This is a genomic window from Arthrobacter sp. 10N44_2, assembly GCF_056394385.1.
This window is the reverse complement of the sequence record NZ_JBFTHT010000002.1, coordinates 72,244-93,193: the sequence shown is the minus strand read 5'-3', so window position 1 is coordinate 93,193 and position 20,950 is coordinate 72,244. Positions and strand designations below refer to the sequence as shown.

Sequence of the window (20,950 nt, the reverse complement as noted above, 5' to 3'; positions counted from 1 at the left end):
CCCGTGGGGGGCAGCTTCACCTGGCCGGTGACCTTGGAGAGCGGCGACATCGTGTTGCGCCCGATCCGGTACCGGGACCGCAAGGAGTGGACAGCGCTCAGGTCCCGCAACTGCGAGTGGCTGGCCCCCTGGGAGGCATCGAACCCGGTCCCCGGCGGCGGCCTGCCGGACTACCGGCAGATGGTGCGCTCGCTCAAGGCCCAGGCCGCGCAGGCCACGGCCCTGCCGTTCGTCATCGCGGAATGGACACCAGGCCATCAGGCGCCGGTGATCGTGGGGCAGCTGACGGTGTCCTCGATTGTCTGGGGGTCGGCCATGATGGCGACGCTTGGCTATTGGGTCGACAAGGAACGGGCCGGCCGGGGGATCGCCCCGACCGCCGTGGCCATGGCGACCGACTATTGCTTCGGCACCCTTGGCCTGCACCGCATGGAGATCAACATCAGGCCGGAGAACGCGCCGAGCCTGCGCGTGGTGGAAAAACTCGGGTTTCGTGACGAGGGATTCCGGCCCAGGTTCCTGCACATCAACGGTGAATGGGCAGACCACCGGACGTTCGCGCTCACGGCTGAGGAAGTGCCGGAAGGCCTCCTCGCGCGGTGGCTGAGAACCCGCCAGTCCTGAGGCCCATGAGAGCCGCCTGACCAGCCACGACGCCCCGACGCCGGCCAGTCGCCGCTGCGCGCGCGACACACCCCTGACAATGCGGGGCAGCACCCCATATACCTCATACGGTTTTGAGTGTGGACTTCCCTCTTAGCAGCTCTGTGATCCTTGTCATTGCTGTTGCGCTCTGGATCGTGTGGGTGGCGCCTTACGTTCTCCGGAACGGACGCCACCAGCTGCAGCCTGCAGGCGAATTCCTGGCGGATGTCATTGACATGGAACCAGCAGATCCACATGCGGGGAAGGTTATGAAAATGGCGGCGCAGCAGGAGAAACCCATGATCAGCACACAGCGCGCAGACCCGGCCGGCGGCACACCTGGGCCTGGGGCGGGCAAAGCGGCGACCCCTCGGGTGAGTCCGATTGCTGCGTCGGGCTCCCCGGCATTCCGGATTCGTTGGGCGCGGCTGGTGCTGGCGGTAGCCGGGCTCCTGGCTCTCCTCACGGCAGTGGTGTCCGGGGCCCTTCGGCTTTTCGGCATCGGTTCAGGCTGGCTGCCGGTGACCGCCCTCCTGGGCGCCTTCGCCGCAGTGGCGCTGCTTCGTCGTCTTGCTGTCCGCGATCGCCGGCGGAAGATGAACGCTGCATTCCGTGCAGCCATGGGCAGCCCGGTACGCACCCCTGCGCGGCCGTCGGTGCCCGAACAGACCCCCTCCCTTCCCGACGGACGTCCCGCTGCCCGGCCGGAAAGCCCGCTCTTCGACGCCGAAGCGGGCCGCGGCACGCCCGAGCCCGCGCCGAAGCCGCTGACGGCACTGGAACTCCGCCAGGCCGCCCTCGCTGAAGCCGTTGCCTCTGGGGATGCCTCGGCGGCCATGGCAGCCGACGCGGGTGCAGTAGCGGAGGGCACGAGCTGGGAGCCCGTCGAGGTTCCCAAGCCCACCTACGTCGAAGCCCCGAAGGCCGAACGTGCGGCCCCAATGCCCCTTGACCTTCCCGAGGCGCCGAAGGCCGTAGGGAAACCGTCTCTCAAGCAGGCCTCGGCGCGACCGGCAGCGTCCGATCCGCAGACCGCCGACGATTCTGAGACTAAGCAGCTCAGCAAGGCCCAGAGCGCCTTGAGCAACCTGGATGATGTCCTCCAGCGGCGCCGCGCCTGATCCGCCCCGTCCTTCCGGAGATTACCCCGGGCAGCCAGCGATGGCGGCCCGGGGTTTTTCATTTCCCCGCAGCGTCGCCGGCGGGCTTCGCTGCGGTAGCCTCGGGTCATGACAAGGATCTGCGTTGCCGGTGGAACCGGGCAAGTGGGCCGAGAAGTGGTGCGCCTGGCCGTCGACGCCGGGCACGCCGTGGCCGTCCTCAGCCGCAACCCGCCAGGGGCCGGCGCCGCCGGCAACATCCCGGGCGCGGAGTACTTCCGCGCGGACGTCACGACGGGAGAGGGGATAGCGGCCGCCCTGGCCGGCGCCGACGTCGTGATCGATTGCCTGGAAGGGCGCGCCGGGAAGGCGCGCAAGAACTTCGCCGACGGCGGTGCGCGGCTTCTGGCCGCTGCACAGGACGCGGGAACGGCCAGGGCCGTCATGCTGTCCATCGTGAACTGCGATCGCAGCAACTCCTCCTTCTACCGGTCGAAAGCTGCCAAAGAACACGCCTACGAGCTGTCCGGACTCGAGACCGTGGTGGTCCGGGCCACCCAGTTCCACTCGTTGCTCGCGATGATGTTCGACGCCGGCTCAAAGCTGCGGATCATCCCCGTGGTCAGAGGTGCCCGGTTCCAGCCGGTATCGCCGGCCGACGCAGCCGCGGTGCTGCTGGAGACCGCCCTTGAACCGGCGCCCGTTCCAGCCGCGGGCCCGCGGCACCGGGTACTGAACCTCGGCGGCCCGGAATCCAAAGACATGGTCGACTTTGCCCGGGAATGGCAGCGGGCCACCCGCGCAAAGGGTCAACTCGTGCGCTTCCCACTGCCCGGCGCGATGGGCCGCTACCTGCGCGAGGGGTTGAACCTGGTGCCGGAGGCGCGACACGGCACCGAGACATTCCGGGGCTGGCTGGAAAACAGCGCAGATAGTTTGTAGCCTAGGGACACCGGCAACGCCGTTCCGTCAGGACCGGCGTTGCTTCGGGGCTATAGCTCAGTTGGTAGAGCGCTTCGTTCGCATCGAAGAGGTCAGGAGTTCGAATCTCCTTAGCTCCACAGATTTCAAGGGTTTTTGAAGCTTCGAGTGCGTGGCCCGGCTGCAGGGCAGGATCATCCAGGATCCGCGGCCGTCAGCCCGACTGAGCACGGCTCCGGCACCCACCGAAATCTCCAAGCCTGACCTTAGTCGTTGGCCGCCAGCGGCAACGCCCTTCCCGGTTTGGACAGGCGAAAAGGCCGTTTCTGCGCTGAAGGTCGCCTGCATGAAGCCGGCCCAGCACTGGTCCTGGACCCCGGCCGCGTTGCCCACGGACCCGTGACCGGTGCAGAGCAGCACCATCATTCCAAGCCCCTGACCTGCGCAATCATTGTTGAAATGGTGTCTGGGCATTATGCTCGGCGACGGGGGAGCCGGGAGCCGGCTCAAAGACTTGGGGGAAAATTGAACAAGAAGACCATCCGCTTCGGCATCGCCGGGGCACTCACTGCGCTCTCGCTCACGGCGCTCTCGCTTGCGGGCCTCGCCGTTCCGGCGCAGGCCGATCCCGATCAGTGGGCCATCCCACCGAACATCGATTCCTGCGGCCCGGTGGTCGACTCAGTCAGATTCTGCACGGCGCCGGACGGGCATCCGTATCCGATGCTGGTCAACGGCGGCGCCGTCGCCGGCCCGCGGCCCGGCATCGGCGGGGCCCTCCAGGTCGGCAGCACCCTGACCGTTGTTAACGGCGCCTGGGATCCCGCGGACGCCACGCTCACGCACCAGTGGCTGCGCAACGACGTGCCCATCCCGGGCGCCACCGGCCCCACCTACCTGCTCACCACGGCGGACCTCGGCAAGGGCCTCCGGGTCAAGACCACGGCGGCAGCGCCGAGCTATGCAAAGACGACCCTGCAGTCCGCCAAAACCAACCCCGTCACGATCGCCGGCGGCGCTGTCCCGTCCGTCGTTGCGGGGGATGTTGGCATCGCTCAATTGGACACCCACCCGGATAGGCCCAGCCGTCTTGTGTTCGCTGGGGGAACTTTCAAGGGCGCTCCGGTCATCCACCGCCAGTACCAGTGGCTTCGCGACGGCAAGCCCATCCCGGGTGCCACCGCGGAAATGTTCGACCCGAAGGGCTGGGGATCAACGGGGCTACTGAGCGTCAGGATCACCGGCCACGCGCCCGGGTTCAAGCCGGCCGCCGCGACCTCTAAACAGCGAAAGGTTTCTGACTTCGACCAAGCCCCCGGCGCCGTGGTCACCGGCGGCACCGGCCTGGGGGAGGTCCTCACCGCCGTAGACGAAGTTCCTTGGACTGCCTGGCGGGGCGAGTACACCTACAAGTGGCTGCGCGACGGTGTCGTGATTCCCGGAGCCACTGCGCTGACCTACACGATCACGGCCAAGGACCAGGGCCACACCCTGGTCCTCGAGTCCGGCACTTGGTACGACACCCACATCTACTCCAACCCGGTCGCCGTGCCGGCGGCCGGGGAGCTGAAGCAGCTGACGAACGTCACCAAGCCGGTCGTGACCGGGGACGCCGTGACCGGCTCTGTGATGAAGGTGTCGGCCGGGACCTGGTCCGTGCCCTCCGACAGGCTGACGTTCACCTACAACTGGCTGGACGGGTCGAAAACGGTCAGCGGCGCGACTTTCACCCCGGAACAGCCCCAAGTTGGCAAGACCCTCGCCGTCCTTGTGACCGCGTCCGCCCCCGGTTACACCACCGCCTGGGTAAAAGTCACCGCACCCAAGCCCGTGACCGCGCGTGAGTCGACGCGGGCCATTACCGGAACCCTGACCGTCGGGTCGAAGGTGACCTTGACTCCCGACCCCTGGTATGACCGGGCGGGGATCACCTCGGACGTACACTGGCTGCGCAACGGCGTCCAGATCGCCGGGGCCTACGGCTGGAGTTACGTCCTGACGAAGGCCGACGCCAGCACGAAGCTCTCGGCCTACGTGAACCCGACTGCAACGGGCGGCAAGTACCAGACGATCAACGCTTCGGCGAGGGTGGCGGGCCTGCCCCTGATTTCGGCCACGCCGACGATTGCCGGTACGGTCAAGGTCGGGAATGTCCTGACCGTGCAGCGGGGCACGTGGAGCTGGGGCACTGCCTTCACGTACCGCTGGCTGCGCAACGGCGTCGTCATCTCTGACGCCTACGCATCCACCTACAAGGTCCGGACCGCCGACAAGGGCACCAAGCTCACCGTCCGCGTCACCGGCTCACGGTTCGGCTACACCACCGTGTCGCGGACCAGCGGAGCGTACCTCGCCCGCTGACCAACGGCTTTCCCGGGCCCGCCTCATGCCGGCGTGGTCCGGGAGGCCAGGCTATCCCGTCCTGGATCCACGCTGGCCCTTAAATGCAGCTGGCCTGACATACTCGTAGTCCGACACTGCCCCGGCCGGCGCACCTGTTGGCCACCGGCCGGGTTGTCCATGCACGCACCAAGGCGACGCCATGGTGCATGCTCACGCCCGAAAGACGAGCAGCAAAACATGGGAGCCGCAACGATGGGCACCCGGGCGGCGTCGAACGGGGCCCGGGTCGGGGAGCTGAAGCCCAAGGTCGTCGCGCCCGCAGCCAGGGGAACGGGCATCGGCTCGATCATGCTCGCGGCCAGCCTGGACTTTCTGAAGGCCCGAGGCTGCCACGATGTCGTGTCCGCATCCTGGGTCTCGGCCGACCCACAGCACTCTTCCCTGGGGATGCTGGAGCGGGCCGGCTTTGCGCAGGTGGCCTCGATCCCCGCCTTCTGGGCGGACGAGCAACAGGCAGCCGGCTACCTCTGCCCCCTCTGCGGCGCCGGGTGCGTCTGCGCGGCCGTCATCCTGGTGCTCCCACTCGAGGCAGGGCGAGCCGCGGCTAGAGCGCTTCCTTGGCCAGGGCCGCAGTGCCGGGAGGAGTCGTGCGGCCGAGCCGGTCGTCCAGTCTGACGCGCAGCCTGGCGGCGGCGACCCGAACCCGGTGATGCGAGAGGGCCGCCGGGCCGGTAACCTGCGCAGCGACGTGCTGCCCGTCGCCTCTGCTTTCCCCGGCCCCGTTCACGGACTCCCACGCAATGTCCAGAAGCTCAAGCTCCTCGTCGCGGGCCAACTCGCTGCGGGCGAGCACATCCAGCGCTGCCAGCCCCAGGGCTTTGCTGTCCCCCTCCTCGTCCAGGGCACGGTCCAGCGCCCATTGGGTCCGTTTCCACCACTCGGCCCGGTCGTCGGCGACGGCCTTCTGGCGCAGGGTCCGCCAGGCCATGAACGCTCCCACGGCTGCCGCCACAAGCACAGCAACAGGGGCCAGCGCGGCAACGATCTGCCACCACTCGGCCGGACCTGTGTGGAGGAGGACTTCAACCGGAACCGGAGACTGGGCAGGTGTTGGCGGCATGCGACCAGCCTAAGCCGCGGCCCGGACAGTGAGGGATGCCGACGTCGGTACGTCCCTTGGAATGGTCCATGCGATCAACCTGGACGGTGGCGGTTCCACAACAGCAGTTGCCGGAGGAGCCGTTCTCAATATCCCTCGGGCGGCGCGGAACGTCCCGTCAGTAACGCCCTCCTCGTGCTTCCCACCCGACAGGATGGGCCGAACAGCACGGACAAGTAGCGGGGGGGTCTCTCTCCGACTGTTGACGGGAAGTCACAGCGAAGCGTACAGCCGGCCGAGTGAGGTCAGCCGGCCGTTCGTCTGATAGAGGGAAGACGGGCCCATGGCGGGGTCACCGGGATCCCTGGATTTCCACGCAAACCGTTCGACGAAGGGCATCACTCGCATGCCGGCAACCGCAGCCCGCATGAAATACGCGGTCTCACGGGTCGTGTACTTAGAGGGGCGTGCCGGGGTTGCCTGCCAGTCCGCAACGGCAAATTCGGTAACCCAGACGGGCCTCCCATACCTGTGATGCAAGTACCAGACCTTGGCCAGGAAACTCTCTGGGTTCGGCGAGCCGTAGTGATGCATCGTCATGAAGTCGATGCGGAGGTTCGCCTGCCGCGCCCTGGCCATGAAGTGGTCCAGCCACGGGCTCCTGACATCGACCGTGGCCGGAGATCCCAGACGCAGGCCGGTGGATTGAAGGTGGGGCCACAACCGGATGGCCTCATCGACAGACATGCTGGCCTGGCCTGGGTGGTCCGGCTCGTTGAAAGCGAGGAGGTGTTTGGTCCTCGTCTGGGGAAGTTGCCTGGCCACGTCGCCGAGGGCGTCCTGTCTGAGCAAAGCATTCGCGCTCCACACCATCGGGACAAAGGCCGGGTTGGTCGTGACGGTATACGAGGATCCCCAGGAGTAGTACCAGCTGGCATTGAGACTCCGGATTTGCCTCAATGCCAGCGCATCATCTCCGCCGTGGGCTGCGCCCTTGAGAGCCCGGGAGGCAGAGGCAGCCGTACGGGCAAGGGACGGTGTGGAGAGGGCCGGAACTAGGGCCGGAGCCGGCCCGGGGGGTGTGGCAGCGGAACTGGCCCCGGCCGCCTCCAGGGCAGCCAGCAATGCAGTGAGAAAAGTCCGGCGATCCATGGATTCCTTCTTCCGAAGCGAAGCGGGCCGATACCAATCCTCAACCAGACGTGACGTAGGTCACGCTACGCCAGTCTCTCGGCATTTGGAACAGCTGCACCGTGTCGCACTGCCGGCGACCCCGGGTACGGAACGCCAGTGATTTCATGAGATGGTGTGAACCTGCGTGAACGGCGCCGTGGCCGCGCCGGCGCAGCAATCCGCGCGGCAAGACCATCGTGCAATCCAGCGGCAAGGCATTCGAATCCAGCGCAGGCATCCAAGACAGACATCCAGCGCAGACAAGGCCACCACCGATGAAGAACACCACCCCGATCGCCCTGGCCCTGCTGTCTGTTCTGCTGACCGCGGCCTGCTCCGCCTCCCCGAGCCCCGAGCCGTCCGCCGGGACCCCTGCGGCGGGCCTGCCGGCGTCGCTGCCCAAGCCTGACCCGGCCCAGCAGGAAGCCCTCCTGGCCGCGCTGGCCAAGATCAACCCCCGCCTGCCAGACGACCAGGCAATCGACAAGGCCCGCCGCCTGTGCGGCCGACTGCTGGGGCAATCGACGGCGGACCAGCTCATCGCTGCCGCAAAGACGGAGTTCAGCGGGGACGTCCCTGCCCTCCCGGACGAAGACGCCCAGCGGATCATCTCGGCGATCGGGGCCAACGGGTTCTGCCGCTAGCCTTGTTAACAACACGAGGAGAACTATGACCACCCTGAAAGAACGCCTGCACGCCGACGTCGTGAGCCACATGAAGGACCGCAACAAGGTTGCCCTGACCACCGTGCGCAACGTCCTGGGCGAGATCGAGACCCGGGAGAAATCGGGCAAGACGCCAATCGTGCTGGACGACGCACAGGTGACCGCACTCCTGCAAAAGGAAGCCGCCAAGCGCCGCGACACGGCCCGCATCTACACCGAGGCCGGCGAAGCCGAGCGCGCCGCGGCCGAGATCGCCGAGGCCGAGGTGATCGAGGCCTACCTGCCCAAGCCACTGACCGCGGCGGAAGTCGAGACGATCGTGGACGAGGCCATCGCGGCGCTCAAGGCCGACGGCGTCGAGCTGTCCATGCGTCAGCTGGGGGCAGTGATGAAGCCCGTCACCGCCACGGTGGCCGGACGTTTTGACGGCAAGGCCGTCAGCGAAATCGTCCGCAACCGTCTCGCGCAGCAGTGAGCCTGGTCCGGCTGCACGACGTCAGCGTCCGCTTCGACAACACACAGATCCTCCGCGAGGCGTTCTTCCGTCTGGAGCCCGGGGACCGGGTGGGCCTGATCGGCAAGAACGGCTCCGGGAAGACCTCCATCCTCAAGCTCGTCCTGGACCAGGTCTCCCCGGACACCGGAACGGTCACCGTGGAGCAGGGGACCAGGGTGGGGTACTTCTCCCAGTTTTCCGAGCTCGACGGCGAGGCAACCATCCTTGCGGTCCTTGACGGACTGTTTGTCGAGATCAAGGCTGCCGAGGCCGAGCTGGCAGCCATCGACGCCGCCATTGCGGCTGACCCCGCCGAGGCGGAGCTGGACCGGCTGATCCGGCGCCAGGCCGAGCTGTTCGAGGACATGGACCGCCTCGACGGATGGGATTACAAGCGGCGCATCGACACGGTCCTGACCACTCTGGGGTTCAGCGACGCCCACCGCACGTGCGCGATTGACGAACTCTCCGGCGGGTGGCGCAACCGCGCCGCCCTGGCCAAGATCCTGTTGGAGGGCCCGGACGTCCTGCTGCTGGATGAACCCACCAACTACCTCGACGTGGCCGGTGTCGAATGGCTCGAAAACTGGTTCCGCGACTACCGCGGTGCCGCGATCATCGTCTCGCACGACAGGAAGTTCCTCGACGCGGTGGTCACCCGGATCATCGAGGTGGAAAACTTCCACCTGCACGAGTACCCCGGAAACTTCGCCGAGTACGTGGTCCAGAAGCAGTTCCGGCTCAAGACGCTCGAGGCCCAGTTCGTCCATGAGTCCGAGCTGCTGGCTTTTGAAGCGGAGGGCATCGCCGACCGCCGGGAGGCCGCCAAGGCCGCCAGCCGCGGGTTGGGGAACCAGCTGGCCAAGATCAAGAAAGCGCGGACACCACGTCCCGTGGACCAGATCGTCACCGAGATCTACGGAGGGCTGCACGTGAAGGATGTCCTCTGCCGGGTCGAAGGACTGGGCAAGTCCTATGGCGACAAGGTCCTGTTCGAGGACCTGAGCTTTGAGATCCGCCGCGGCAACAGGATTGTGGTCCTGGGCTCCAACGGCAGCGGCAAGTCCACGCTGCTGAAAGTGCTGACCGGGGAGGAACCGGCGGATTCCGGTGAAGTGGTCTGGGCGAAGGGGCCGGGTTTTGTTTCCTACAACAAAATGCTGGAGGAGCTCGACGACGCCGACACCGTTTCGCACGCGGTCAACGCGCTGCCGGACAGCCTGGCCTTCAGCGCCACGAAGAAGTCCGTCAACAGGTTCCTCGCCATGTTCCAGTTCTCCGAAGCCGACCTCAAACAGAAGATCGGGAACCTCTCCGGCGGACAGAAAGCCCGCGTCGCCATGGCCCAGTGCCTGCTGTCCGGGGCCTCGGTGCTGCTGCTGGATGAGCCCACCAACCACCTGGACATGTCCAGTACCCAGGTGATGGAGCGGGCACTGCTCCACTTCCCCGGCGCGGTCGTCGTGGTCAGCCACGACCGCTTCTTCACCGAGAAGATCGCCACCCGTCAGCTGGTCTTCGGCACTGACGGCGCAGAACCCGGCGAGGTCGACGTACGCGCGGCCTAAGGACGTGGTGATTGCCCCGAGGCTCAGTGTTTGCTCAACATTGGCTCAGGATGTGGCCTGAGCGGCTAAAGGGCGGACAAGTGGTCGTTTCCGAGCGGTAGTGTGGCGCTGGCTGCCGACCGGGGGGACGGCAGCGGTCTCTTATCCGCTTTGAAAGGAATCTCCCGTGGCAGGAATCATCGGCTGGCTCAGTGCTCTGGGCACCACAGGCAAGGCAGTAGTAGTGGCCTCCGTCGTCGTCACTGGCGGCGCCGGCGCAGCGGCGGCCACCGCGACCACCAATCTCCCGGCTGACCCGACGTCAACCATGACGGTGACCGGAACCGAAACCTCTGAGCCGGCCGAGTCGGCCGGGTCGGAGACTCCGGTAGTGGGCGACCAGGAAGCCGCCGATCACGAATCGTCTGAATCGTCGGAACCGGGCGATCCGGCTGAATCGTCTGAACCGGGCGATCCGGCTGAGTCGGATGACCAGGAGGCGGACGATCAGGGCACAGAGGCGGACGCGGACGATCAGAACGCGGACGATCAGGGTGCGGACGATCAGGGCGCGGAAGAGGTCGCGGACGATCAGAACGCGGACGATCAGGGCGCGGAAGAGGTCGCGGACGCTCAGGAGCCTGCTGCCCCGGCTCCGGCGCCCGCTGCTCCGGCCCCGGCGCCCGCCGAAGACGATGCCAAGGATTCGGCCGACGCGCCGGAAGCCGACGCGTCCCACGCATCGAACGGCAACAGCGGATGGGCACACCAGAACGCCGCTGAACACCGCGCGGCCGGCCAGGCCAACGCCGCCGAGCACCGCGCGGCCGGCCAGGCCAACGCCGCCGAGCACCGCGCGGCCGGCCAGGCCAACGCCGCCGAGCACCGCGCCGCTCCGGCCGGTCTTGAAAGCGATCACGCCGCCAAGACCAGCAAGCGCGGCGACTCGGGCGGGCACGGCCACAGCAAGTAGCCCAATCGGCATGCAATGACGGGGCCCGGACCACTGGTCCTGGCCCCGTCGTCGTGACGGCACCAAAATGCTTCAGCGCGAAAGTGTTTCAGCGCGAAAGTGTCCAACGGTTCGGTCTCAGGGGCGCGGCGTTTCCGGGCCCGCGGGATAATGGAACCATGACCAATCAGCAGCAGGACCGCGACCCGTGGGAGGAGTTCGACAAGCTCCAGCCCGCCGGTCCGGACCGGGTTGCCGGGTACCCCGGTGGGAAACCGCAGGGCTTCGGCTTCCGCACGGGCGTCCGCAGCGCCAGGGTAGCCCTCGGATTTGCCGTCTACTCCCTGGCGCTGGGGAGCATTCTGGTCCTCACCGGAGCCATCGTTTTCATCGGCAGCGGGAAGTGGCTGCTGCTCGGGCTGATGGTGCTGATCGAGGTCGTGTTCGTCCTGGCGTTCCGACGGCTCATGGTCCAGGTCCGGAACCGCCGCGCCGCTGGCTAGAGCCAGCCCTTCTTCTTGAAGATGGCGTACATCAGCGCCGCCGTGCCGGCCATGAGCGTGATTGCCATCGGGTAGCCAAGCGTCCAGTGCAGCTCCGGCATGTTGTCGAAGTTCATGCCATACAGTCCGGCCACAAATGTCGGCGCGAAGAAGATCGCGGCCCACGACGAGATCTTCTTGACCTGTTCGTTTTGTTCCGCGCTGGCCTCGTTCTGGCGGTTGGCGGTCAGGGTTCCGTCCAGGGTGAGCGCATTCTGCAGCAGGTCACGGAACGAATCGGCGCGGGAAATCAGCCGTTCCACGTGGTCCTCGACGTCGCGCAGGCTGTGCTGCAGTTCGATGTCCACCCGGTACTTCTCGAAGCCCCGCCGGAGCTGTTGCATCATTGCCGGGAGCGGGTGGATGGCGCGCTGGAAATGGATGACTTCACGGGCGAGCTCGTAGATCCGCCGGGACACCAGGGGGTCGCCGCTGAAGAGCTGGTCCTCGATCTCGTCGATGTCGTTTTCCAGCCCGGCTACCACGGGACCGTAGTCATCCACCACCTGGTCCATGAGCGCGTACAGGACGGCCTCGGGCCCGTGGCGCAGCAGATCGGGCCGGCCCTCCATCCGGCGCCTGACCTGGCCCACGACTTTCGTCTCGGCGTGCCGGACGGTGACCACGAAGTTGCGCCCCGTGAAGACGTGGAGCTCGCCGAACTCCACGGTTTCGGTCTCGTCCAGGTACCTGGCGGGGCGGAGCACAGTGAACAGGTTGTCGTCGTAGCGTTCCAGTTTGGGGCGCTGATGGGCAGAGATCGCGTCCTCCACCGCCAGCCCGTGCAGGTTGAATTCTGCCGCCACGGCCGCCATTTCCTCAGTGGTCGGCCGGTACAGGCCGATCCAGGCCATGCCCCCGTGCTCGGTCAGGGTCTCAAAAGTCTGCTCGAGGTTCCGCGGCTCGGCGCTGCGGATGCCGTCAACGTAGACGGCGTTGTCGATGATAGTCACCGGGACATTATCCTTTGTCCACCTGGAATTCGGCGGACCCGGCCCGCCGCGACGCGGACCGGCCGGGGGCGAGCGCGTTGCCTTGGGCGAGCCGGCTGATCAGCGGCTCGGTCCGGTACGGGATATGGGTGTGCAGCGCCAGGACGGTCTCGGTGCGGATGACGCCTTTGATCCGAAGGATCGACCGGAGGGCCGCCTGGAGATTGTGCGTATCCGTCGCCACCACCCGGCACCAGACGTCGCCGCGCCCGGAGATCTCGTGGACTTCCAGAACCTGGGCGATCAGCCGCAGGGCCCCCACGACGCCGTCGAGTTCCCGGTGGTTGACCTCGATCGTCACGAAGGCGACGACGTCGTACCCCACCGCCTCCAGATCGATTTCACGGCCGCCGTCGTGCAGCACACCGGAGCGCAGCATGCGCCGCACGCGCGACTGGGCGGTGTTCCGGGCGATGCCCAGGGCGTCACTGAGCTCGCCGATCTGGATCCGCGGATCCCGGATCAGCTCCAGCAGGATCTTCAGGTCGGTGGGGTCCAGACTGTTCAAATCATCACTCCGGTTCACTTGAGCAGTCTGAGAATGACTGTTTTGCTCAATTTTGGCACAGAACTTGGCCATCCAGATCATTGGTATTGCATTCTGTAGGTACCAATCTTTTCGACCGGGCCGTCGGTGTTCCCCACAGGGAACGCATGCGGCCCGATTTCATGCAAGGGCACGGCCATGACAGTCTTTAGCGAACTCCGCATGCGCCCGGCCACAGCTGACCGCTGGGGCTGGGACGCTTCCACCACCGCACGGCTCGTGATGGCCGGGGTTGTGATCTTTACGCTGCTGGTCGGCGCGAATCTTGCGACGCCGCTGTACCCGCTGTTGCAGGCAAAACTTGGAATCACGGCGCTCGATGTCACGGTGGCGTTCTCGGCCTACGTCCTGGCCCTCGTGGCCACACTCGTCCTGGCCGGCCACTGGTCCGATCACATCGGCCGCCGCGCCGCCCTCGTACTGGCAGTGCTGGTGGGCCTGGCCGGCGGCTTTGTCTTCGCCACCGCGGGCAACCTCGTGGCGCTCTCCGCCGGGCGCGCCCTGCAGGGCGTCGCCGTCGCGCTCGCCACCGGGGCCAGTTCGGCTGCCCTGCGCGAGCTGCTGCCCAGCCGGCCGGAGTGGGCGTCACGGTTCACGCTCCTGGCCTCCGCCGGCGGGGTGGCGGCCGGCCCCGCAATCGGCGGAATGCTGTCCCTCCTGCCGGGCCCGACGTCGACGCCGTATTACCTGCACTCGATCGTTCTCGCCGCCGTGCTGGTGCCCCTGTACCTGCTCAAGGCGCGGCCCGCCATCAGCCTGCATGCCGGTCCCCAGACCCTGCGGGTCCTGGCACCGCGGCGGCCCTCGGTCTCCAGCGAGGCGCGCGGCGCCTTCTGGCTGGCGTCGTCCGTGGGCTTCCTGAGCTTCACCGTTTTTGGTTTCTGCCTCTCGCTCGCCCCCGGCTATTTCGCCCAGATTGTCCACGCCGATTCGCGGCCGCTGATCGGCCTGCTGGCAGGGCTGACGCTGGGGTCCTCAGCCCTGAGCCAGCTGCTGGCCATCCGGGGACGATTTGCCGTGTCCGCCGGCCTGGCCGTCCTGGGCGTCTCCGTCCTGCTGATCGCCGCGGCCGCCGCCTGGAGCAGCCCGTGGCTGCTGATTCTGGCCAGCATCACTGCCGGCGTGGGGCAGGGCGTGGCCTTCAGGACTGTGTTCAATGACGTTGCCGGCAGGGTGGAGGCCGCGCGGCACGCCCAGATCATCAGCACCGTCTATGTGATCACGTACCTTGGCAGCGCCTTCCCGGTGATCGGGTTGGGGCTCGCAGCCGGGATCGTCGGGCTGCAGAGCGCCGTCGCCGGTTTCGTCACGGTGTGCGCGGCCGCCGCGCTGACGCTGGCGGCCGTTACGCTGCGAAGCGCACTGCGCCGGGGCTAACTGCGCAGGGTCTAATTGCGCCGGGTCTGACTGCGCCGGGTCTAACTGCGCCGGCCGGGCCCGTTAGGGCAGCGGGCCGTGGTTGCCCTGGATGTGGTCGAAGACCAGCGTGGTTTCGGTGTGGCCCACCACGGGGTCGGTGGCCAGGTTGTCCAGAACCCAGTCCCGGAGGTCCTCCGTGGTGGCGACGGCGATGTGCAGCAGGTAGTCCACCGACCCGGACGTGTGGAAGGTCGAAAGCACTGCCGGCAGTTTGGGCACCCGGGCGGTGAAGCGGTCGATCTGCTCGCGGTCATGGGCCCGGAGCCGGACCGCAATGAGGGCCTGGACCGAACGCCCGATTGCGGACAGGCTCAGATTGGCCTCGAAGCCCTCGATGATGCCGCGCTCGGACAGGGCGCGGGTGCGCATCAGCGCGGTCGACGGCGCGATCCCCACGAGCTCTGCCAGCTGTTTGTTCGAGATGCGGGCGTCCGCGACGAGGGCAGCGAGCAGGCGCTCGTCGATCGCGTCCAGCGGCTCGCTGGCTCCCGGCCGAACATTCTTCGCAGTGCTGCTCACGGAACCTCCTAGTAGTGTTCTCCGTTCATCATAAACGGCGTTATCCGACAGTTCCATTCAGAACCTCTACAAAAGCGCGAATTATTGCCAGATACTTGCGGAATTCAATGGTGAATATTCGTAAGGAGCTAGGGTGCTTTCTCAAGATTCATTGGCGGTCCACGCAGGCCGGAGCGGGCTCACGGAACTGGGCGTGCACGCGGTGCCCATCGATCTGTCCACGACGGCGCCCCTGCCGTCCGTGCACGACGGAGGCCTTGCCTACGAGCACATGGCCACCGGCGGCTCACATGTGGAGGGGCAAAGCACGGTCTACCAGCGGCTGTGGAACCCCACGGTGGCACGCTTCGAACAAGGCGTCGCTGTCCTGGAAGGCACGCCCGAGTCTGTCGCCTTTGCCACCGGAATGGCGGCGCTGAGCGCCGTGCTCCTCGCGGTTGTGGCCGCGGGCAAGAAGCACGTTGTCGCCGTGCGCCCGCTGTACGGCGGCAGCGACTACCTTTTGGCCTCCGGCGTCCTTGGCAGCGAGGTCACCTTCACGACGCCGGAGGGCGTCGGCGCCGCCCTGCGCCCGGACACCGGCCTGGTGATCCTCGAGACGCCGGCCAACCCGACCCTCGAGCTGGTGGACATCGCCCGCGTGGCAGCCGCCGCCGACGGTGTGCCGCTCCTGGTGGACAACACCTTCGCCAGCCCGGTACTGCAGCAACCCTTCAAGCACGGCGCGGCCATGGTGCTGCACAGCGCCACGAAGTTCCTGGGCGGCCACGGGGACGCCATGGGCGGCGTGGTGGCCGCAGGCCCTGAATGGGCGGTGCGCCTGCGCCAGATCCGGGCCGTGACCGGCGGCATCCTGACCCCGTGGCCGGCGTACCTGCTGCACCGCGGGCTGGCAACGCTCCCGGTCCGGGTCCGCGCCCAGCAGGCCGGCGCCGAAAAAGTCGCGGTTGCCCTGGCAGGGCACGGGCTCGTGAGGCGGGTTTACTACCCGGGACTGGCCGAATGCGACCCGCAGGGCCTGGTGGGCACACAGATGTCCGGGCCGGGATCGCTCATGGCCTTCGAGCTCGCCAGCGCCGAGCACGCCGAGCGGATCCCGGCCGCCGTCGGCATGATCACCCACGCCGTGTCCCTCGGCGGGATCGATACCCTCATCCAGCACCCGGCCGGCCTGACCCACCGGCCGGTCGAAGCCGCGGCCAAGCCGCACGCGAACCTGCTGCGGATCTCGGTGGGGCTGGAGGACCCGGCCGACATCGTCGCCGACCTCGTGCAGGCGATCGAGGCAACGCAGTAGCCCGAGGGTCCTGTGCCTAGCCCGATGCCGTGACCCTGCCGGCGGCCGCGGTGCCGGTTGCGGGCACCGGCGCGGGATGCGCGACGGCGGTGATTGCCGCCGTCGCGCCGGCCAGTCCGATGACCGTCAGCGCAAGGGCCGTCCAGCCGAACCGCTGGAAGACCAGGCCGCCGGCCCAGCCAAGCACGCTGGAGCCGAGGTAGTAGGCAAGGTTGTACAGCGAGGCGGCCTGCGCCCGGCCCGTCGTGGCGATCAGCCCGGTCCAGCCGGATCCGATGCTGTGTGCCGCGAAGAAGCCGCCCGTGAACAGCAGCAATCCCGCCAGGATCGCGGCCAGCTGTTCCGTGAGCGTCAGGGCCAGGCCGCCTGCCATCAGTGCGGTGCCGGCGATCAGGACGGTGCGCCGGCCGAACCGCGACGTCAGGCCCGCTGCCCAGCGCGCCGAGACGGTTCCGGAGAGGTAGGCCAGGAAGATCAGGCTGATCGCGGTGGCGGGCAGGCTGAACGGCTCCCCTGACAGCCGGAATCCGAGGTAGTTGTAGACGGCCACGAAACCGCCCATGAGCAGGAATGCCTGGACGTACAGGGCCAGGAGCCGGGGATTGCGGCCATGGCCGGCCAGCGTGCGAAAGGCCCCGCGGAAGCCTCCCGCGGCCGCGGCGGTGAAGCCCTTGGCCCGGGGCACCAGAACAAGGAACAGGACTGCCGCTCCGCTAGCCAGAACGGAGACCGCCAGGGCCGCGGCCCGCCAGCCCCACAGTTCGCCCGCGGGCCCGGCGACCAGCCGGCCGGCCAGGCCGCCCAGGGTGGTCCCTGCGACATAGCTCCCGGCGGCGACGGCGGCGTGGGCCTTGTTGACCTCCTCGTTGAGATACGCGATCGCGATCGCCGGGATGCCGCCGAGGGCCATTCCCTCCAGCATCCGCAGGCACAGCAGCACGGGGAAGCTGGGGGCCAGGGGGACCAGCAGGCCCAGGACGGTGGCCGCGGAGATGCCCCACATCATTGCCCGGACCCGGCCGATCCGGTCGGCCAGGAAGGACCACGGGAGCACCGTCAGGGCCAGCCCCACCGTAGCCAGGGAAATCGTCAGCGCGGCCTCGGCGGCCGAGACGCGAAGATCCGCCGCCAGCAGCGGGAGCACCGCCTGGGTGGAGTAAAGCTGCGCGAAAGTTGCGACGCCGGCAAAGGCAAGCCCGGCGAGGATCCGGCGGTAGGCCGTGGAGCCCTTCGGGTGGCCCGCCCATGCGGCAGCGTTGGCTGCAGGATCAGCTGCGAGATTGGCTGCGTCCTTCGCCGCGGGGCGTGGGCCTGTGCCGGTGGGTGCGGAAATGCGTAGCATGCCTTCAGGCTAAAGCCTGCCCGAGGGATGCTTCCAATGCATGATTTCCATAGAATAGATAGCAAATATGGATCAGTGTGCTGGAGGGGAACATGGACGTCGAACACAGGCAGCTCGTGCAGCTGCTGCCCCTGCTCCCGATGCTGGCGGAACTGGGGCGGACGGAGCACATTACCGAGACGGCCGAGCTCCTGGGCCTGCCGCAGTCGACCGTGAGCCGTGCCATTGCGCGGGCCAGCGCCATCGTGGGGACGGAGCTGCTGATCCGGGACGGCCGGGGCGTGCGTTTGACGCCCGCGGCGAAGGCGCTCATGCCCCACATCGAGGCTGCCCTGGCCGAATTCCAGACGGGGCTGGACAGCGTCAGGCACGAATCGGAGGTGGTCCGCGGCCGGATCGCCGTGTCGTTCCAGCACACCTTCGGCGAGGCAATGCTGCCGCTGCTCATCAGTGCGTTCCGGAGCAGGCACCCGCAGACTGCCTTTGACCTCAGCCAGGGTGCACGGGACGGCTGCCTCGCGGAACTGGCCGCGGGCTCCGCCGACGTGGCGCTCACGGCACCCGTTGCCACACCCAGCAAGCGAATCGGTTCGGCCGCGCTGTACCGCGAACCGTTGCGCCTGGTGGTCCACCACCGGCATGCCCTGGCCGGCCGCCGTCGGGCCAAGGTTGCCGAGATCCGGCAGGAGCCCTTCGTGGCGATGGGGTCCGGCTACGGCATGCGCTCGCTGACCGACGCGTTGTTCCGGGAGGCGGGGTTCCGCCCGCGCATTGCCTTCGAGAGCCAGGACTCGCACACCGTCCGCGGCCTCGTCTCGGCCGGGCTCGGCGTCAGCATTCTGCCGCCCGGCGGCTCCGCACCCGGCAGAGCCGCACAAAACAGCCACCACCCGTCGCGGGGCACCGAAGCCGACGACGGCGGACCGGGCTGGGTGGAGATTCCCCTGGATTCAGTCCTGGCGTTCCGCGAGATCGGCCTCGCGTGGCGGGAGCCGGTTTCGCGGAATGCCGTGGCCGATGCCGAGTCCGATCCCGTGCGCTTGTTCCGCGAATTCGTGCTCCGCGACGGTCCGGCGCTCCTGGCAGGCTTCGTGCGCGAACGCTCGGCAGGCTGAGCCGGGCCGACGGGTGTGCCGGGGCTGGTCCGCTCAGGCCGGAACGCTCAGGTCGCCGGTTGGCGCCGAGGTCGCCGTAAGGTGACGGCGGTTTGGCACGTTTCCGGCGACTTCGGAGTTCGGCCAGGTCCGGCCGGATTCCGATGGTGGGGGTCGGCGGCGGTCAGCGGCCGGCGAGCAGCCCTCGCACGACGCCGGCCACGGGTCCGGCTTGTGCCTTCTGCCAGCCCGTGCCCGCCCACAGGTTCAGGCGTTCCGCGTCGCGGGCTGCGGTGGCCGCGGCCCGCAGGGGCGCTGTGAGGTGGTGGACGGCAGGGTAGGCCTCCGGCGCCTCGGGGTGGTCGCGGACGAATTCGTTCTCCAGGGCCCGGGCCTGCCGGCCGGTGAAGGCGCGCGTCAGCCGGGTTCGGGTGAAGTGCGGATCGGCCAGGGCATCCTTGTGCAGCTGCTTGGCGCCGCTTTGGTCAGTGCGGAGAAACGCGGTGCCGAGCTGGGCTGCGACGGCCCCGGCACGCAGCACGGCGTCCAGCCCGGCCGCATCCATGATGCCGCCCGCAGCCACCAGCGGAAGGTCGACGACGGACCGCACCTCGGCGAGCAGCTCCGCCGTCGTGCCGCCCGGCTGCGCCGTTGTGCCGCCCGGCTCCGCCGCGTCAGCCGGTTGCGGCTCCGGGGCCGGAAGGAACGCCGCGCTGTGTCCGCCGGCGCTCGCGTGCTGCACGACGAGGGCGTCCACGCCTTGCCCTGCCGCCTGCACGGCCTCGGCCGCGGTAGTGACAGTGGCCAGCACCGCGGACCCCGCCCGCTGCAGGGCCCGAACGACGTCCGGGCCGGGCAGCCCGAAGGCGAAACTGACCAGCTCCACGGGCTCTGAGAGCAGGGCATCGATCTTTCCCTGCCATTCGTCGTCGTCGTCGAGCCGCAACTGCGGAAGCTCGACGCCGTAGCGCCGGGCGTCGGGGCGCAGCTGCTGCCGGTAGTCCTCGAGTTCCGCCAGCACCGCCGCGGAGGGCGGCAGCTGGGCCGGATCCGGGACAAACACATTCATGCCGAATCGGGCGCCGGACTCCCGGATGGTGCGGATTTCCGCCTGCATGGCCGCCACGCTCTTGTAGCCGGCCGCGAGGAAGCCCAGCCCGCCAGCCCGGTGTACGGCCTCGACGAAGGCCGGTGTGGAGGTGCCGCCGGCCATGGGCGCCGCGATGACGGGTGTGCCGAAAAGATCGTGGGGCATTGCGGGCTCCTTGCAGCGATTCAGTAACCTGTTCCAGTGACTAACACTGATATGCCGCCGGCGGCGGACTCCGTTCCATCTTCCACCACGCCATCTGCCACGGCGAGGACAGGTGCCGTGATCGGACTGGACATCGGCGGCACCAAAACCCGGGGCGTCAGGTTCGAGGACGGCGCGCCCGTTGCCGATGAATCGGTGGGCAGCTCCAATGTCCAGAACGTCAGCCCCGAGGAAGCCGCCTTCAACCTCGCGGAACTCTTCGCCAGGATCGGCGGGGGAGACGTCGCCCAGGTCTACGCCGGAGCCGGCGGCATCGACACCGATGACGACGCCGCGGCGCTCGCGGCACTGATTGCCCCGCACGTGCCCGGTGCCCGGATCACGGTGGTCCACGACTCCCGGCTGCTGCTTGCCGCTGGCGGTGCCAGCACCGGCGTCGCGGTCATCGCCGGCACCGGATCGGCCGCGTGGGGCAAGAACGGCCGCGGCGAGGAAGCACGGGCCGGGGGCTGGGGCTACCTGCTCGGCGACGAGGGCAGCGGCTACTGGCTGGGCCGGGAGGCAGTCCGCCACAGCCTGCGCCGGATGAACCAGGGGCTGGAACCCGACGAACTCTCCACTGCCCTGCTGGCATCCTGCGGGGTGGATGACCCGAACAAGCTGATCGCCATGTTCCACTCGCCCGAGACCGGGCGCCGGTTCTGGGCCCAGCAGGCCCGTCTCGTGGTGGAGGCTGCAGACGCCGGGCATGCGCCGAGCCGGGCCCTCATGGAGCAGGCCGGGCGCGACCTCGCCGACCTCGCCGCGCAGACCGTCCGGCAGCTCGGCATCGAGGGCCCCGTCATCCTGGGCGGCGGACTCGGCATGAACGTGCCGGGGCTCCAGGAGTCGTTCCGCACGGCACTGGCCGCCGCGGGGATCACCGATGTCCGGGTCCTGGCGCAGGAGCCGGTGTTCGGGGTGCTGCAGCTGGTGGCGGAACAGGGCTAGGCGGAGGCAATC

At 68.2% G+C, this 20,950-nt stretch carries 22 protein-coding genes and 1 tRNA gene; 16 read left to right on the top strand and 7 right to left on the bottom strand.

All coding sequences use genetic code 11. The features are described 5' to 3' along the window. The first annotated feature begins 3 nt into the window (after positions 1-3). From AC1DBX_RS03400 to AC1DBX_RS03375, 6 genes are all read left to right on the top strand, one after another. Positions 4-624, top strand: a complete 621-nt coding sequence (locus tag AC1DBX_RS03400) for a GNAT family N-acetyltransferase (protein WP_026537630.1) — start codon at positions 4-6, stop codon at positions 622-624. Between the two features lie 143 nt (positions 625-767). Next, positions 768-1,766, top strand: a complete 999-nt coding sequence (locus AC1DBX_RS03395; protein ID WP_476931167.1) for a hypothetical protein — start codon at positions 768-770, stop codon at positions 1,764-1,766. Between the two features lie 108 nt (positions 1,767-1,874). After that, positions 1,875-2,687: an SDR family oxidoreductase gene (locus AC1DBX_RS03390; protein ID WP_476855734.1), complete on the top strand. Its 813-nt coding sequence runs from the start codon at positions 1,875-1,877 to the stop codon at positions 2,685-2,687. Positions 2,688-2,733: 46 nt separating this feature from the next. Continuing rightward, positions 2,734-2,806, top strand: a tRNA-Ala gene (locus AC1DBX_RS03385). A 385-nt stretch (positions 2,807-3,191) separates the two neighbouring features. Then, positions 3,192-5,027: a hypothetical protein gene (locus AC1DBX_RS03380; RefSeq protein WP_476870499.1), complete on the top strand. Its 1,836-nt coding sequence runs from the start codon at positions 3,192-3,194 to the stop codon at positions 5,025-5,027. A gap of 159 nt (positions 5,028-5,186) precedes the next feature. Next, positions 5,187-5,684 carry an N-acetyltransferase family protein gene (locus AC1DBX_RS03375; protein ID WP_476931073.1) on the top strand — a complete coding sequence of 166 codons (498 nt, stop codon included), beginning with the start codon at positions 5,187-5,189 and terminating at the stop codon, positions 5,682-5,684. Here the strand turns inward: AC1DBX_RS03375 and AC1DBX_RS03370 are convergent. After that, entirely contained in the window at positions 5,614-6,129 is a 516-nt protein-coding gene (locus AC1DBX_RS03370; RefSeq protein ID WP_476870501.1) for a hypothetical protein, read from the bottom strand. The two genes, AC1DBX_RS03375 and AC1DBX_RS03370, sit on opposite strands and share 71 nt — an antisense overlap. 61 nt (positions 6,130-6,190) lie before the next feature. Between AC1DBX_RS03370 and AC1DBX_RS03365 the strand changes: the two genes are divergently transcribed. After that, a complete protein-coding gene (locus AC1DBX_RS03365) occupies positions 6,191-6,433 on the top strand; it encodes a phosphodiester glycosidase family protein (RefSeq protein WP_476931166.1) in 243 nt (80 codons plus the stop codon). On the opposite strand, the gene AC1DBX_RS03360 is transcribed toward AC1DBX_RS03365, so the two are convergent. After that, positions 6,382-7,260 (bottom strand): glycosyl hydrolase, encoded by an 879-nt coding sequence (locus tag AC1DBX_RS03360; RefSeq protein WP_476870503.1) that lies wholly within the window; start codon positions 7,258-7,260, stop codon positions 6,382-6,384. The genes AC1DBX_RS03365 and AC1DBX_RS03360 overlap by 52 nt on opposite strands. A gap of 296 nt (positions 7,261-7,556) precedes the next feature. Between AC1DBX_RS03360 and AC1DBX_RS03355 the strand changes: the two genes are divergently transcribed. From AC1DBX_RS03355 to AC1DBX_RS03335, 5 genes are all read left to right on the top strand, one after another. Next, positions 7,557-7,925, top strand: coding sequence for a hypothetical protein (locus tag AC1DBX_RS03355; RefSeq protein WP_476850315.1), 369 nt, complete (start codon positions 7,557-7,559; stop codon positions 7,923-7,925). A gap of 25 nt (positions 7,926-7,950) precedes the next feature. Continuing rightward, positions 7,951-8,421 carry a GatB/YqeY domain-containing protein gene (locus tag AC1DBX_RS03350; protein ID WP_018773763.1) on the top strand — a complete coding sequence of 157 codons (471 nt, stop codon included), beginning with the start codon at positions 7,951-7,953 and terminating at the stop codon, positions 8,419-8,421. Next, positions 8,418-10,010, top strand: coding sequence for an ABC-F family ATP-binding cassette domain-containing protein (locus AC1DBX_RS03345; protein WP_476850316.1), 1,593 nt, complete (start codon positions 8,418-8,420; stop codon positions 10,008-10,010). Before AC1DBX_RS03350 ends, AC1DBX_RS03345 begins: the two co-directional genes overlap by 4 nt. A gap of 166 nt (positions 10,011-10,176) precedes the next feature. Beyond that, positions 10,177-10,962 (top strand): hypothetical protein, encoded by a 786-nt coding sequence (locus tag AC1DBX_RS03340; protein ID WP_476931072.1) that lies wholly within the window; start codon positions 10,177-10,179, stop codon positions 10,960-10,962. 158 nt (positions 10,963-11,120) lie between these two features. Further along, positions 11,121-11,444 carry a hypothetical protein gene (locus tag AC1DBX_RS03335; protein WP_476850318.1) on the top strand — a complete coding sequence of 108 codons (324 nt, stop codon included), beginning with the start codon at positions 11,121-11,123 and terminating at the stop codon, positions 11,442-11,444. Here the strand turns inward: AC1DBX_RS03335 and corA are convergent. Next, complete coding sequence (corA, locus tag AC1DBX_RS03330) at positions 11,441-12,436, bottom strand: magnesium/cobalt transporter CorA (protein WP_230009012.1); 996 nt, start codon at positions 12,434-12,436, stop codon at positions 11,441-11,443. The genes AC1DBX_RS03335 and corA overlap by 4 nt on opposite strands. A gap of 7 nt (positions 12,437-12,443) precedes the next feature. Next, the gene (locus AC1DBX_RS03325) at positions 12,444-12,983 is read right to left on the bottom strand and encodes an Lrp/AsnC family transcriptional regulator (RefSeq protein ID WP_476850369.1); all 540 of its coding nucleotides are present in this window, start codon (positions 12,981-12,983) and stop codon (positions 12,444-12,446) included. 177 nt (positions 12,984-13,160) lie between these two features. On the opposite strand from AC1DBX_RS03325, the gene AC1DBX_RS03320 reads away from it, so the two are divergent. Beyond that, the gene (locus tag AC1DBX_RS03320) at positions 13,161-14,399 is read left to right on the top strand and encodes an MFS transporter (protein ID WP_476931071.1); all 1,239 of its coding nucleotides are present in this window, start codon (positions 13,161-13,163) and stop codon (positions 14,397-14,399) included. 63 nt (positions 14,400-14,462) lie between these two features. Here the strand turns inward: AC1DBX_RS03320 and AC1DBX_RS03315 are convergent, their stop codons facing one another. After that, complete coding sequence (locus AC1DBX_RS03315; protein WP_018773770.1) at positions 14,463-14,960, bottom strand: Lrp/AsnC family transcriptional regulator; 498 nt, start codon at positions 14,958-14,960, stop codon at positions 14,463-14,465. A gap of 133 nt (positions 14,961-15,093) precedes the next feature. On the opposite strand from AC1DBX_RS03315, the gene AC1DBX_RS03310 reads away from it, so the two are divergent. Beyond that, positions 15,094-16,257, top strand: a complete 1,164-nt coding sequence (locus AC1DBX_RS03310; RefSeq protein ID WP_476931070.1) for a trans-sulfuration enzyme family protein — start codon at positions 15,094-15,096, stop codon at positions 16,255-16,257. Positions 16,258-16,273: 16 nt separating this feature from the next. On the opposite strand, the gene AC1DBX_RS03305 is transcribed toward AC1DBX_RS03310, so the two are convergent. Continuing rightward, positions 16,274-17,599 (bottom strand): MFS transporter, encoded by a 1,326-nt coding sequence (locus tag AC1DBX_RS03305; protein ID WP_476931069.1) that lies wholly within the window; start codon positions 17,597-17,599, stop codon positions 16,274-16,276. Positions 17,600-17,691: 92 nt separating this feature from the next. Here AC1DBX_RS03305 and AC1DBX_RS03300 point away from each other — a divergent pair, with 92 nt between their 5' ends. Continuing rightward, positions 17,692-18,714 (top strand): LysR family transcriptional regulator, encoded by a 1,023-nt coding sequence (locus tag AC1DBX_RS03300; protein ID WP_476855750.1) that lies wholly within the window; start codon positions 17,692-17,694, stop codon positions 18,712-18,714. Positions 18,715-18,877: 163 nt separating this feature from the next. Here AC1DBX_RS03300 and AC1DBX_RS03295 read toward each other — a convergent pair whose 3' ends face one another. Next, entirely contained in the window at positions 18,878-19,948 is a 1,071-nt protein-coding gene (locus tag AC1DBX_RS03295; RefSeq protein WP_476931068.1) for a nitronate monooxygenase, read from the bottom strand. A 51-nt stretch (positions 19,949-19,999) separates the two neighbouring features. On the opposite strand from AC1DBX_RS03295, the gene AC1DBX_RS03290 reads away from it, so the two are divergent. Next, positions 20,000-20,938, top strand: a complete 939-nt coding sequence (locus AC1DBX_RS03290) for an N-acetylglucosamine kinase (RefSeq protein WP_476931165.1) — start codon at positions 20,000-20,002, stop codon at positions 20,936-20,938. Positions 20,939-20,950 lie beyond the last annotated feature (12 nt).